The organism is Vannielia sp. SX4 (genome assembly GCF_052828525.1).
The window spans coordinates 2,067,660-2,080,662 of the sequence record NZ_CM128247.1 but is presented as its reverse complement, the minus strand read 5'-3'; the positions used below and the strand labels follow the sequence as shown (position 1 = coordinate 2,080,662).

The window sequence follows — 13,003 nt, the reverse complement described above, 5'->3', positions numbered from 1 at the left end:
GCGGGCGTGACAAACCCTCCCGCCTTTGCGATAAGAACCCGAACAACCAAGAGAACATCGGGCGGGCAGCCATGATCCAGACCTTCAAGCATTTCCTCGCGGGCCTCGCGCTGGCCACGGCCACCGCCCTTACTGCACCGGCCCCGGCCTTCGCACAGGTCGCCTCTACCGAGCTGTTCAAGCCGGTGGTGGTGATCAACGGCAAGGCCGTCACCAACTTCGAGCACCAACAGCGCATCATGATGATGAAGCTGTTCCGCAGCCCCGGCGATCTCGAAGAGGAGGCGCTCAAAGCCCTGATCGACGACCGCCTGCGTTTCCTTGCCGCCGACGAGATGGGCCTCGCGCTCACCGACGAGCAGATTGTCGAGGGCGAAACCGAGTTCGCAGGCCGCGCCAACCTCTCCCGCGAGCAATTCATTCAGGCGCTCGAAGGCGCTGGCGTCGCCCGCGAGAGCTACCGTGATTTCGTCGCCGCCGGCCTGCTCTGGCGGCAGGTGGTGGCCACCCGCTTCGCGCCGCTCGCCCAGGCTCAGGTCACCGAGACCGACATCCAGCACGCCATCGCCGCCACCTCGCGCCGGGGCGGCGGCGTTAAGGTCGATTTCGCCGAGATCATCCTGCCCGCCAACACCCCCGCCGCTGCAGCCCAGGCCGAGCGCATCGCCGCCGAACTCGGCGGCACCAACATGTCCGATGCCGCCTTCTCCTCTGCCGCCCGGCGCTATTCGGCCTCGCCCTCCCGCGCCCGCGGCGGCCGCGTGCCGGAGCCTGTGCCGCTCGGCAACCTGCCCGGGCAAATCGCACAGGCTTTCCTCACTCTGCCCCCCGGCGGCGTGACAGAGCCCTTCCCGATCCCCAACGCCATCGCCATCTTCCAGCTGCGCCGCATGATCGACAGCGCCGACCCCGGCGAAGAGACCGTCGCGCTGGAATATGCCCGCTTCCTCATCCCCGGTGGCCGCACAGAGGACACGCTCGCGCAGGCTGCCAAGATCCGCACCCGCGTCGACAGCTGCAATGACCTCTACGGCATCGCCAAGGGCCTGCCCGCCAACCGCCTGACCCGCGAGACCAAGGCCGCTGGCGACGTGCCCGGCGACATCGCAATCGAACTGGCCAAGCTCGACCCGGGTGAAAGCTCCACCGCCCTGACCTCCGGCAACGCCCTGGTCTTCCTCATGCTCTGCGGCCGCACCACCGCCACGCTGGCCGATGACAGCGCCGCAGGCACCTCCGGCGTTGCACCGCGCCAAAGCGATGGCCGCGCCGACACCGATGACGAGGACCAGGCCCGCGCCTCCGAAGCCGCCGCCGCTGCCTCGGCCGAGGAAGACCCGGCCCCCACCGCCGTCGAGGGCGTGCCCGAAGTCCGCCGCGCCGCCGTGCGCCAGCAGCTGATCAACCAGATCGTGGCGAGCTACGCCGAAAGCTACCTCGCCGAGCTGAAGGCCAATGCCATCATCACCTACCCCTGAGCGGTCTGGCCCTCCGCCCGCCGCCATCGCCCTCTCCTGCGGCGATCCGGCGGGCATCGGCCCCGAAATCGCGGTCAAGGCCTGGAAGCGTCTCGGCGCCACCCTGCCCTTCGCCTATATCGGCGCGCGCAAGCACCTGCCCGCCGCCCTGCCGGTGCAAACCGTCGCCAACACGTCTGAAGCCGCCGAGGTCGCAGGCGAGGCCCTGCCGTTGATCGAGGTCGACTTTCCCGGCCAGAGCCGCCCCGGCCAGCCCGACGCCGAGGATGCCGCAGCCGTCATCGCCGCCATCACCCGCGCGGTGGACGAGGTCAAATCCGGCCACGCCGCCGCCCTCACCACCTGCCCAATTTCCAAGCTGGCGCTGATCGAGGGCGCGGGCTTCGCCTTTCCCGGCCACACCGAGTTTCTGGCCCACCTCGCCGGCGGCACCCGCCGCCCGGTGATGATGCTCGCCTCCGAGGCGCTCCGCTGCGTGCCCGTCACCATCCACATCCCGCTGGCCGATGTGCCCGAGGCCCTCACCCCCGGCCTGCTGACCGAGACCATCCGCATCACCGCCGCCGCCCTGCGCCGCGACTTCGGCATCGCCGCGCCCCGGCTCGCCGTGGCGGGCCTCAACCCCCACGCGGGCGAAGGCGGCAAGATCGGCAGCGAAGAGCTTGACTGGATCGAGCACACGCTGGACGATCTGCGCGCCGAGGGGCTCGCCCTCTCCGGCCCACTGCCCGCCGACACCATGTTCCACGCCGCCGCCCGCGCCCGCTACGACGCGGCGATTGCCATGTATCACGATCAGGCCCTGATCCCGGCCAAAACGCTGGCCTTCGACACCGCCGTGAATGTGACCCTCGGTCTGCCCTTCATCCGCACCTCGCCCGACCACGGCACCGCCTACGATATCGCCGGGCAAGACCTCGCCACCCCCGCCTCCCTCTGCGCCGCGCTTGAAATGGCGCGCCGTATGGCCACCGCCCGCGCCTCCCATGCCCCCGATTGATCGCCTCCCTCCCCTGCGCGAGGTGATCGCGATCCACGGGCTCGCGGCCAAAAAGTCGCTCGGGCAAAACTTCCTGCTCGACCTCAACCTCACCGCCCGCATCGCCCGCATCCCCGGCGACCTCACGCAGGCCGATGTGCTCGAGGTCGGCCCCGGCCCCGGCGGCCTCACCCGCGGCCTGCTGGCCGAAGGCGCCCGCCGCGTGCTGGCGATCGAAAAAGACACCCGCTGCCTCCCCGCCCTCGCAGAGATCGCCGAGGCCTACCCGGGCCGGCTCGAAGTGATCGAAGGCGACGCGCTCGAGGTGGATGCCCGCGCGCATCTCAACGGCCCGATCCACGTCGTGGCCAACCTGCCCTACAACGTGGGCACCGAGCTGCTGATCCGCTGGCTCACCCCCGCCGACTGGCCACCCTATTGGCAGAGCCTCACTCTGATGTTCCAGCGCGAGGTGGCCGAGCGCATCGTCGCCCAGCCCGGCACCAAGGCCTATGGCCGCCTCGCCGTGCTCGCCCAATGGAAGGCTGAGGCCCGCATCGCCCTCACCCTGCCGCCCGAGGCCTTCACCCCGCCACCCAAGATCTCCTCCGCCGTGGTCCACCTGCGCCCCCGGCCCGAGCCCGCCTTCCCCGCCGATCCGGCGGCGATGGAGCGGGTCGTTGCCAAGGCCTTCAACCAGCGCCGCAAGATGCTCCGCGCCGCGCTCAAAGGCCTGCACCCGCAGATCGAAGCCAAGCTCGAAGAGGCCGGCATCGCCCCCACAGCCCGGGCCGAAACCCTCTCCATCGAGCAATTCGCCGCCCTCGCCCGCACTCTCGGCTGAACCGGCGAAAAGCTCAGCCCGTCCCTCATTGGTCCTCCGAAAATCCCGGGGGTGTGGGGGCAGCGCCCCCACTCCACACGCCAACCAGCCCAGCAAAGTCTAACAGGGATGGCGGGTGGGGTGCCGTGGGCCCAAGCCCACGCACGTCACCCCCATCCGCAAAGGAAAAGGGCGCACCCAAAAGGCACGCCCCACATTCTCAAACCAAAACCGGCGTCACTCCGCCGCTTTGGTCTCCTGTCCGCCGCTCTCGCTACCGGCGTCTGCCGCCTCTGCGGCGGGCTTGCGGGTGCGCTTGCGGCGCGGCTTCTGCGGCTTGCTCTCGGGGGTTTCCACCAGCCCGCTGTCGCCGCTCTCGCCGTCCATCACATCCATCACGTCCGAGCCACCGCCCTGACGTCCGGCCTGCTGGTCGCCCTGCGCGTCGCCGCCACGGTCGTTCTGGCGACCCTTGCGGTCGTCTCCGCCCTGCTGGCCGCCCTCGTCACCCTGCTGCCGGTCCTGGCCGCCGTTGCCGCCGCCGTGCTGCTGGTTGTTGTTCTGCTGGTTGTTCTGTTGCTGCTGCTGGCGCTCCTGCTGCTCGCGCTGCGCCTCGCCCAGCATCCGGATGTAATGCTCGGCATGCTGCTGAAAGTTCTCCGCGGCCACCCGGTCATTGCCGAGCTGCGCATCGCGAAACAGCTGCTGATACTTGTCGATGATCTGCTGCGGCGTGCCGCGCACCTTGCCTTCAGGCCCCGAGCTGTCGAAAACCCGGTTGACGATATTGCCCATGGAGCGCGAGCGGTTCCCCTTGGAACGCGAACGTGACTTGGAAGATCTCATGTATACTACGGTCCGCCTTGTTGCGGTTTTTGCTCGACCCGGCCGCTGATTTGCGGTCTCGAAAAATTCCGGTCGGCGATTGGATGACAGCGAGAGGGGGTGCGCCCGAGCACCGCGCCTCTGGACATTCGTTATATGGCCCTTTTGTCGGGTGACAAGCAAAAAATCACGTGAATGCGGCACATATAGGCCGGTTTGCGGCCTTCCGCCGCCTCAACGCCGCCCTGTCACCACCCGGTCGCGCCCGTCGAGGTCGGGCCGCACGGCCACGTCGCGCAGCCCGGCGGCCTCGAAAAGCGCGGCCACCGCCGGCCCCTGCGTCGGCCCGATTTCCACCAGCACCCGCCCGCCTGGGGCGAGGTGATCGCCCAGCCCGGCGGCAATGGCGCGATAGGCGCTCAGCCCGTCACCGCCATCGGTCAGCGCGCCCTGCGGCTCATGCGCCAGCTCCCGCGCCAGCCCGGCCATCTCGTCCTGTGCAATGTAGGGCGGGTTGGAGACGATCAGGTCGAACCGCCCGCGCAGCCGCGCATACCAGTCGCTCTGCACAAACCCCGCCCGGCCCTTCAGCCCCAGCGCCTCCGCATTGCGCTCGGCCACGGCAATCGCAGGCGCCGATATCTCCAACCCCACGCCCCGCGCACCCTCGCGTTCTGCCAGCAAAGACAAGAGGATACAGCCTGACCCTGATCCAAGGTCCAGCACATCCGCAAAGGGCTCTTCCAGCGCCGCAGAGACCAAAATTTCCGTCTCCGGCCGCGGGTCCAGCACATCCGCCGTCACGATGAACCGCCGCCCCCAGAACTCCCGCCAGCCGCGAATGTGGCTCATCGGCTCCCCCGCCGCCCGCCGGGCCGCCAGCGCCTCGGCCTCGGCCAGCGCGTCCGGCGCCACCGGATCATCCCGCATCAGCCCGACCCTGTCGCGCGGCACGCCCAGCACATGGGCGAGGATCATCGAGGCCTCCCGCTGCGCACCCTCCACGCCGCCTGCGGCAAGCATTCCGGCCACGGCGCCCAGTGCCGCGCCCACCGTGCTCACCCGCCCAGCTCCGCCAGCTTGCGGGCCTGATCGTCGGCCACCAGCGCCTCGATCACCTCGCCCAGCTCGCCCTGCATCACTCGGTCGATCGCATAGAGCGTCAGGTTGATCCGGTGGTCCGTCACCCGACCCTGCGGAAAGTTGTAGGTGCGGATGCGCTCGCTCCGGTCACCCGAGCCGACCTGGCTCTTGCGATCCGCCGACCGCTCCGAATCCACCCTCTGCCGCTCAAGGTCATAAAGCCGCGTGCGCAGCACCTGCATGGCGATCTCGCGGTTGCGGTGCTGGCTCTTCTCGCTGCTGGTCACCACCACGCCGGTCGGCAGGTGCGTGATCCGCACCGCCGAATCGGTGGTGTTCACGTGCTGCCCGCCCGCGCCGGAGGCCCGCATCGTGTCGATCCGGATATCCTGCGCCGGAATGTCGATATCCACCTCCTCGGCCTCCGGCAGAACCGCCACCGTGGCCGCACTCGTGTGAATCCGCCCGCCGCTTTCCGTCTCCGGCACCCGCTGCACCCGATGCACCCCGCTCTCGAACTTCAGGCGCGCAAACACGCCCTCGCCCTTCACATGGGCCACCGCCTCCTTCACGCCGCCCAGCTCGGTCTCGGCCAGCTCCAGCACTTCAAAGCTCCAGCCCTGCGCCTCGGCGTAGCGCTGGTACATCCGCAGTAGGTCCCCGGCAAAAAGCGCCGCCTCGTCGCCGCCCGTGCCGGGCCGTATCTCGATCATCGCAGGCCGGGCATCGGCGGCATCCTTGGGCAGCAGAGCCAGCTGCAGATCACCCTCGATCTCCGGCAGCCGCGCCCGCAGTCCCGGCAGCTCTTCCTCGGCCAGTTCCGCCATCTCCGGGTCCGCCAGCATGGCCTCCGCCTCGGCAATGTCGCGCCTCACCTGCCGCCAGGCCGCGATCTGCTCCACCACCGGCTTCAGCTCGGCATATTCCCGTCCCAGCTTGGCGATCTCCTCGCCGCTGACACCCGCGTTCATCCGCGCTTCGAGAAACTCGAACCGCGCCGTGATCTCCGCCAATCGCTCTTCTGAAACCATGGCCCCCTCTCCCCCATCACCGCGCTTTGGTCAAGGCCGCATCCATGCTATGCTGGCGGAATGAAACGGCTTCTCGCCCTCTCGCTCGCCCTCTCCGGCCTCCTCGCAGGCCCCCTCGGCGCAGCCGGCAAGACCGTCGATTGCTACTGCACCGACAGCAAGGGCAGCCGGGTCGAACTGGGCGAGAACATCTGCCTCACCGTCGGCGGCAGCAGCTTCACCGCGCAGTGCCAGATGTCGCTCAACGTGCCGATGTGGCGCGAGGTTTCGCCCAATTGCCTCAGCTCGTCGCTGCGGCCAGACCAGCCTCTTCAATCCACCGCTCCAACCTCTTCCGGTTGACCCCCAGATCGCTCCGCCCGATCACCAGATGGGCGTGAATGTGCAGCGCCCCCGCCGCGTCACGCCAGACCCGCGTTACATCGGGGAACTGCCAGATCATCGAGCGCGTCACATAGGTGCCTTCACGCGGGCTGACAGTGCGCAGATCGTCCAGCGCCACCCGTTTCAGCCGTGCTTCGGCATCGGCGGGCGCATTCGGGATCACCAGCTTCACCCCGCGCGCCATCGCGTGCCAGCCCGGCGCCTCCGGCCCCGGCTGGCCGCTCAGCCGCGCCTCCGGAATGGGCCAAAGCCGCACCAGCAGCCCCAGCCCCATGAACACGGCCCCGATTGCGATCAACCACCAGAACATGGCGCTCCCCTGTCTCATTCTTTTGCTGCGAGGCCACGGCACCTCATGCCCGCACAGGGGGCATGAACAAAGCCGCAGTTCCTACTCCGAGGGCGCCTCAGCGTCCGCGTCTTCCTCCGGTTCGCCCTCAGCAGCCTCCGGCGCTGCCTCCCCAGCCTCCGGCGCCGCCTCTTCAGGCGCCTCTTCCGCCGGAGCCTCTTCCGCAGGCGCCTCTGCCACAGCAAGCCCCGCCACAGCCGCCTTCAACGCCGCGATCTCGCCATCCCACGCCGCCATCCCGGCCTCGATCCGGCCCACGGCGGCGTTCACCTCGCCCATCGCTGCGCCCGTGGCCTCCACGTTCTCGCGCAGCACGTAGTCGGCGACCAGAAAGGCAATCACGCCCGCGCCCACCCATGTGATCGCGAGCCGCACCAGCCATGCCGTCACTGTTGTCTTGAACATCTCATTCTCCCCTCCGGCAGGTCATGCCCGCCATTCCTATCTCCGGCCTGCGCCCCAAAGGCAGATCAGCTCCATCGCCACATGGGCGCCCGCCACGGCGGTGATGCCCGCATGGTCGAACGGCGGAGAGACCTCCACCACATCGCCGCCCACCACGTTCACGCCCGCCATCCCGCGCAGGATCGCCGCCGCCTGCGCGCTGCTCAGGCCGCCCCATACCGGCGTGCCCGTGCCCGGCGCAAAGGCCGGGTCCAGCCCGTCGATGTCAAAGCTCACGTAGCAGGGCGCATCGCCCACCCGCTCGCGGATCATCTCGGCCACCGCCTGCGGGCCGATGTCATGCACCTCCGGCGCGTCGATGATCTTGATCCCCATCGTGTCGGGGTTCACCGTGCGGATACCCACCTGCACGGCGCGCTCCACGTCGATCAGCCCCTCCTTCACCGCCTTGTAGGCAAAGGTGCCATGGTCGATCCGCTCCGGGTCGTCATCCACCCAGGTATCGGTGTGCGCGTCGAACTGCACATAGGCCAGCGGCCCGTGCTTGGCCGCGTGGGCCCGCAGGATCGGCAGGGTGATCGAGTGATCGCCCCCCAGCGTGATGCACCCGCAGCCCGCGCCGAGAATGCCCGCCACATGGGCCTCCAGCGCCTTGGGGAACTCCCAAACCTTGGCATAGTCAAAGGCCATGTCGCCGTAATCGGCAATCGCCAGCTCCTCCAGCGGGTCGTAATCCCAGCCGTAGGGCGGATCATAGGGCTGCAGCGTGCTCGCCTCGCGGATCGCCCTCGGCCCAAACCGCGTGCCGGTCCGGTTGGTCACCGCCTGGTCAAAGGGCACGCCGGTCACCGCCAGATCATAGCCGCTCAGATCCTTGGTGTAGCGCCGCCGCAAAAAGCTCGTCGCCCCGCCAAAGGTGTTCTCAAAGCTCGCCCCCCGCGCCTCCTTGCGGGTAAAGGCCTGATCCACCTGCGTTTTCGCGTCTTCCAGCGCCATCCCTCAGGCCTCCACCGGCTGCGCCCGCTCCACGAGCCGGGCAAAGAAGCTGGCCCCTACCGGCGCCACCTTGTCGTTGAAATCATACTTCGGATGATGGAGCGAGGCTCCCTCCCCCTGCCCGAGGAACAGAAAGGCCCCGGGCCGCGCCTCCAGCATGTAAGAGAAGTCCTCGGCCCCCATCTCGGCGGTGCCCTCGCGCTCCACCCGGCCCTCGCCGCTGATCTCCTCGGCCACATCGGCGGCAAACCCGGCCTTGGCCGCATCGTTCACCGTTGCCGGATAGCCCTCGTGATAGATCAGCTCCGCCTCCACGCCGTAGGCCGCCGCCTGCCCGGCCACGATCTCCTTCAGCCGCCGCCGCACCATCTCGCGCACCTCCGGCTGCAAGGTCCGCACCGTGCCGTTGATCCATGCCGAGTCGGGGATGATGTTGTCGGCGCTCCCCGCGTGGATCTGCGTCACGCTCACCACCAGCTCCTCCATCGCATAATGGTTCCGGCTGACGATGGTGTTCACCGCGCTCACGATTCCCACAGCGGCCACGATCGGATCGCGGGTCTGGTGCGGCATCGCCCCATGCCCGCCCACGCCCTTCACGTTCACCTCCCAAGAGTCCACCGCCGCAAGGATTGGCCCGGGCGTGGTCAAAAACTCGCCCTCCTCCATCCCCGGCGCATTGTGGATGCCATAAACCTCGGTGATCCCGAACTTGTCCATGATCCCGGCCTTCACCATGGCCTCGCCGCCCGCGCCGCCCTCTTCGGCGGGCTGGAAGATCAGCGCCACCGTCCCGGCAAAATTCCGCGTCTCGGCAAGGTACTTCGCCGCGCCCAGCAGCATCGTCGTATGCCCGTCATGGCCGCAGGCATGCATCTTGCCCGGCACCGTGCTCGCGTGCTCCGCCCCTGTCGCCTCTTCTATCGGCAGCGCATCCATATCCGCCCTGAGGCCCAGCCGCCGCTTGCTCGCGCCCTTGCCGTGGATCAGAGCCACCAGCCCGCTCTCGGCAATGCCCTCATGCACCTCGTCCACGCCGAACGCCCGCAGCTTCTCTGCCACAAAGGCCGCCGTCTCATGGCAGTCGAATCCCAGCTCGGGGTGCATGTGGATATGCCGCCGCCATGCGGTCATTTCCTCTGAATATCCGGCGATCCGGTTGACGATGGGCATGGGCTGAGGTTCCTCTCTGCTGAGACGACTGCCACCAAATCCCATCCGGAGCCCCCCCGCAATGGCCGACCCTTCCGACCCGCTGATTTTCGACCAAACCCCGGATGACGCCCGCCAGATGCAGCGGCTTCTCGCCATCATGGCCTGCCTGCGCGACCCCGATCAGGGCTGCCCGTGGGACATCGAACAGAGCTACGCCACCATTGCCCCCTACACCATCGAAGAGGCCTACGAGGTGGCCGATGCCGTTGCCCGCTCGGCGTGGGGCGAGCTGGAGGGCGAGCTGGGCGACCTGCTGCTGCAAGCGGTCTATTTCGCCCAGATGGGCCGCGAGGATGGCCATTTCACCTTCGCCTCCATCGCCCAGAGCGTCTCCGACAAGATGGTCGCCCGCCACCCGCACATCTTCGGCTCCGAGTCGCGCGACAAATCGGCCGCGCAGCAAACGCTGGACTGGGAAAAGCAAAAAGCCGCCGAGCGCGCCGCCAAGGGCGAGACCCGCACCCTCGACGGCGTCGCCCTCGGCCTGCCCGCCCTCACCCGCGCCCTGAAGCTGCAAAACCGCGCCGCCCGCGTGGGGTTTGATTGGGACAACGTGCAAGACGTGCTCGCCAAACTGCAGGAAGAGGCCGCCGAGCTCGCCGAGGCCGAAGGCGACGCCGACGCGCTGGAAGACGAGATGGGCGACATGCTCTTCGTCCTCACCAACCTCGCCCGCCACAAGGGCATCGACCCGGAGGCCGCCCTGCGCCGCACCAACGCCAAGTTCACCCGCCGCTTCAACGCGATAGAAGACGCGCTCGCCGACAAGGGCAGCAGCCCGCAGCAGGCCACGCTGGAGGAGATGGACGCGCTCTGGACTTCGATCAAACGCGCCGAAAAGGCCTGACCAGCGCCCCAAGGCGCCACCCCTCCCCATTTTCTTGCTGCAAATACTCACTCCCGCACCCTCTGCCCGCACCCCGCCCGCAGCAGGGCACCCGCGCGTCCCAGCGGGGTGAGTGCCTCTCGGACAACGCTGCGCCCTGCGCGACCGCGTCCATCCGCCACCCGCCCTTATCCCGACCAAAAAACTCACCCATTGACCCAACAAAAAGAGTCAGGTTTAAGCGCAGCCGACACAACCAGGGAGACACACCATGCTGCGAACGACCCTCGCCCTCACCCTCGCCGCCAGCCCCGCGCTGGCCGATGAGATCAACGTCTATTCCTACCGCCAGCCCGAGCTGATCGCGCCGCTGACCGAGGCCTTCACCGCCGAAACCGGCATCGACGTGAACGTGGCCTTCCTCAACAAGGGCATGGTCGAGCGCCTTCAGGCCGAGGGCGACCGTTCGCCCGCTGATGTCGTGCTCACCGTCGACATCTCCCGCCTGAACGAACTGGTCGAGGCCGGCGTCACCCAGCCGCTCTCCTCCCAGACCCTGACAGACAACGTGCCCGCCGCGCTGCACGGCCCCGATGGCCAGTGGTGGGGCGTCACCACCCGCGCCCGCATCGTCTACGCCTCCAAGGAGCGCGTGGCCGACGGCGAGGTGACCACCTACGAGGATCTGGCCGACCCCAAGTGGAAGGGCCGCATCTGCACCCGCTCCGGCACCCACGCCTACAACGTGGCGCTGGTCTCGGCCATGCTGCACCACCACGGCGCCGAGTACACCAAGACCTGGCTCGAAGGCGTGAAGGCCAACCTCGCCCGCAAGCCCGAGGGCAACGACCGCGCACAGGTCAAAGCGATCTGGGCCGGTGAATGCGACATCTCGCTCGGCAACACCTATTACATGGGCGCCATGCTGGCCGACCCCGAGCAGGTGCCGTGGGCCGAGAGCGTCCGCATCACCTTCCCGACCTTCGAAGACGGCGGCACCCACATCAACCTCTCCGGCGTCGCGCTGACCAAATCCGCGCCGAACAAGGAGAACGCGGTGAAGTTCATCGAATTCCTCGCCTCCTCGCAGGCGCAGGAAATCTACGCCGAGGTGAACAACGAGTACCCGGTCGCCCCCGGCACCGAGGCCTCCGAACTGGTGAAGGGCTGGGGCGAGTTCACCCCCGATGACACCGACCTCGTCGACATCGCCAAACTCCGCCCCGACGCGATCAAACTGATCGAAGAAGTCGACTTCGACGGCTGAGGGCACACGCCCGGCGGACACCCCGCCAACCGACACATCCCAAGCCCCGCCGGCCCCGCGCCCGGCGGGGCTTTTCCTTGTCCGGGCCCCCGGTTTACATTCGCGCGCCCATTTGCGACTCTGCCCGGCAACATCCGGGCCACCGCCTGCGCGCCCCGGCAAACCCACCTCCCCTCCCGAAAGGATACCCCATGACCCAGGCCAAGGCCGGCGACACGCTTCATATTCACTACACCGGCACCCTCGATGACGGCACCGTCTTCGACAGCTCCCAAGGCCGCGACCCGCTCCAGTTCGAGCTCGGCTCCGGCCAGATCATCCCCGGCCTCGACGCCGGCGTCACCGGCATGGAAGTGGGCGAAAAGCGCTCCGTCCAGATCGAACCGGCCCAGGCCTACGGCGAGCACGACGCCAGCCGCGTGCAGGCCGTCGAGCGCGCCGCCTTTCCCGATGACATCCCCACCGACCCCGGCACCCAGCTGCAGGTGCAAACCGCACAAGGGCAGGTCATGCCCGTCACCGTGGTCGCGGCCAACGACGAGCACGTGATGCTCGACACCAACCACCCACTGGCCGGCAAGACCCTCACCTTCGACGTGGAACTGGTCGAAATCGCCTAAGGCGGCCACCGCCCGCCCCGCGCCCGCGGGGTGGGCAGCCAGCCCGCCCCGCCCTCAATACATCGACTTGGCGTAGGCCTCCTCCAGCCCCGCGTCGATCTTCGCCATCTCGCCCTCATCCTCCGGCGCGCCGCGCGTCTGGTCGAGGATCATCTTCGACAGGCTCGGCATCTCGCCCCTGTCTTGCCGCGCCTCCGGGTCCCACAGCTTCGAGCGGCGGAAGGCCTTGGCGCAGTGCAGGAACACCTCCTCCACCTCCACCACCACGGCCAGCCGCGGCGCCCGCCCGTTCACCGCCATCCGCTCCAGCAGCGCCGCATCGCGCACCAGCTTCGCCCTCCCGTTCACCCGCAGCGTCTCATCGAACCCCGGCACCATGAACAGCAGCCCCACCGCCCCGTTCGCCAGAATGTTCGCCAAGCTGTCCAACCGGTTGTTCCCCGGCCGATCCGGGATCGCCAGCAGCCCGTCGCCCAGCACCTCCACGAACCCCGGCGCATCGCCCCTCGGGCTCACATCCGCCCGGCCACCCGCCCCCTGCGTGCCGATGCACACGAAGGGCGAGCGCGCGATGAACGCCCGCGCATGGGCATCCAGCGCCGCCATGCTCTTGATCTCCGCCAGCTCCGACACCGCCGGATAGAGCGCCCTCAGCGCCACCTCATCGGCCACAACATCCTCAAATTCCATCGCACGCGCCTCCTTCTGCGCCGCCACCCAAC

General features: G+C 68.5%; 15 protein-coding genes. 7 read left to right on the top strand and 8 right to left on the bottom strand.

The genetic code is table 11. The features are described 5' to 3' along the window. The first annotated feature begins 71 nt into the window (after window positions 1–71). The 3 genes from ACUXVX_RS10200 to rsmA are packed head-to-tail and all read left to right on the top strand — an operon-like array spanning window position 72 to window position 3,301. Window positions 72–1,478 carry a peptidylprolyl isomerase gene (locus ACUXVX_RS10200; RefSeq protein WP_446311451.1) on the top strand — a complete coding sequence of 469 codons (1,407 nt, stop codon included), beginning with the start codon at window positions 72–74 and terminating at the stop codon, window positions 1,476–1,478. After that, on the top strand, window positions 1,456–2,478 hold the full coding sequence (gene pdxA, locus ACUXVX_RS10195; protein WP_446311450.1) for a 4-hydroxythreonine-4-phosphate dehydrogenase PdxA: 1,023 nt from the start codon (window positions 1,456–1,458) through the stop codon (window positions 2,476–2,478). Before ACUXVX_RS10200 ends, pdxA begins: the two co-directional genes overlap by 23 nt. Then, window positions 2,465–3,301 carry a 16S rRNA (adenine(1518)-N(6)/adenine(1519)-N(6))-dimethyltransferase RsmA gene (rsmA, locus tag ACUXVX_RS10190; RefSeq protein ID WP_446311449.1) on the top strand — a complete coding sequence of 279 codons (837 nt, stop codon included), beginning with the start codon at window positions 2,465–2,467 and terminating at the stop codon, window positions 3,299–3,301. The genes pdxA and rsmA overlap by 14 nt, the downstream gene beginning before the upstream one ends. A 216-nt stretch (window positions 3,302–3,517) precedes the next feature. Here rsmA and ACUXVX_RS10185 read toward each other — a convergent pair whose 3' ends face one another. The 3 genes from ACUXVX_RS10185 to prfA form a co-directional block, all read right to left on the bottom strand. Then, on the bottom strand, window positions 3,518–4,075 hold the full coding sequence (locus ACUXVX_RS10185; protein WP_446311448.1) for a DUF4167 domain-containing protein: 558 nt from the start codon (window positions 4,073–4,075) through the stop codon (window positions 3,518–3,520). 264 nt (window positions 4,076–4,339) lie between these two features. Continuing rightward, window positions 4,340–5,167 (bottom strand): peptide chain release factor N(5)-glutamine methyltransferase, encoded by an 828-nt coding sequence (prmC, locus tag ACUXVX_RS10180; protein ID WP_446311447.1) that lies wholly within the window; start codon window positions 5,165–5,167, stop codon window positions 4,340–4,342. Then, window positions 5,164–6,219, bottom strand: a complete 1,056-nt coding sequence (gene prfA / locus ACUXVX_RS10175) for a peptide chain release factor 1 (protein WP_222469656.1) — start codon at window positions 6,217–6,219, stop codon at window positions 5,164–5,166. Before prfA ends, prmC begins: the two co-directional genes overlap by 4 nt. A gap of 60 nt (window positions 6,220–6,279) precedes the next feature. Between prfA and ACUXVX_RS10170 the strand changes: the two genes are divergently transcribed. After that, window positions 6,280–6,561, top strand: a complete 282-nt coding sequence (locus ACUXVX_RS10170; protein ID WP_446311446.1) for a hypothetical protein — start codon at window positions 6,280–6,282, stop codon at window positions 6,559–6,561. On the opposite strand, the gene ACUXVX_RS10165 is transcribed toward ACUXVX_RS10170, so the two are convergent. From ACUXVX_RS10165 to ACUXVX_RS10150, 4 genes are all read right to left on the bottom strand, one after another. After that, a complete protein-coding gene (locus tag ACUXVX_RS10165; RefSeq protein WP_446311445.1) occupies window positions 6,500–6,913 on the bottom strand; it encodes a DUF1499 domain-containing protein in 414 nt (137 codons plus the stop codon). The two genes, ACUXVX_RS10170 and ACUXVX_RS10165, sit on opposite strands and share 62 nt — an antisense overlap. Window positions 6,914–6,994: 81 nt before the next feature. Continuing rightward, complete coding sequence (locus ACUXVX_RS10160) at window positions 6,995–7,357, bottom strand: hypothetical protein (protein WP_446311444.1); 363 nt, start codon at window positions 7,355–7,357, stop codon at window positions 6,995–6,997. 36 nt (window positions 7,358–7,393) lie between these two features. Beyond that, window positions 7,394–8,353 carry an agmatinase gene (gene speB / locus ACUXVX_RS10155; RefSeq protein WP_446311443.1) on the bottom strand — a complete coding sequence of 320 codons (960 nt, stop codon included), beginning with the start codon at window positions 8,351–8,353 and terminating at the stop codon, window positions 7,394–7,396. A gap of 3 nt (window positions 8,354–8,356) precedes the next feature. Beyond that, a complete protein-coding gene (locus tag ACUXVX_RS10150) occupies window positions 8,357–9,526 on the bottom strand; it encodes a M20 aminoacylase family protein (protein ID WP_446311442.1) in 1,170 nt (389 codons plus the stop codon). 61 nt (window positions 9,527–9,587) lie between these two features. Between ACUXVX_RS10150 and mazG the strand changes: the two genes are divergently transcribed. The 3 genes from mazG (at window position 9,588) to ACUXVX_RS10135 (ending at window position 12,281) form a co-directional block, all read left to right on the top strand. Next, window positions 9,588–10,415: a nucleoside triphosphate pyrophosphohydrolase gene (gene mazG, locus ACUXVX_RS10145; RefSeq protein WP_446311441.1), complete on the top strand. Its 828-nt coding sequence runs from the start codon at window positions 9,588–9,590 to the stop codon at window positions 10,413–10,415. A 250-nt stretch (window positions 10,416–10,665) separates the two neighbouring features. Next, the gene (locus ACUXVX_RS10140) at window positions 10,666–11,661 is read left to right on the top strand and encodes a Fe(3+) ABC transporter substrate-binding protein (RefSeq protein WP_446311440.1); all 996 of its coding nucleotides are present in this window, start codon (window positions 10,666–10,668) and stop codon (window positions 11,659–11,661) included. Window positions 11,662–11,852: 191 nt separating this feature from the next. Further along, entirely contained in the window at window positions 11,853–12,281 is a 429-nt protein-coding gene (locus ACUXVX_RS10135) for an FKBP-type peptidyl-prolyl cis-trans isomerase (protein WP_446311439.1), read from the top strand. Between the two features lie 54 nt (window positions 12,282–12,335). Here ACUXVX_RS10135 and ACUXVX_RS10130 read toward each other — a convergent pair whose 3' ends face one another. Next, the gene (locus ACUXVX_RS10130) at window positions 12,336–12,971 is read right to left on the bottom strand and encodes a pyridoxamine 5'-phosphate oxidase family protein (RefSeq protein ID WP_446311438.1); all 636 of its coding nucleotides are present in this window, start codon (window positions 12,969–12,971) and stop codon (window positions 12,336–12,338) included. Window positions 12,972–13,003 lie beyond the last annotated feature (32 nt).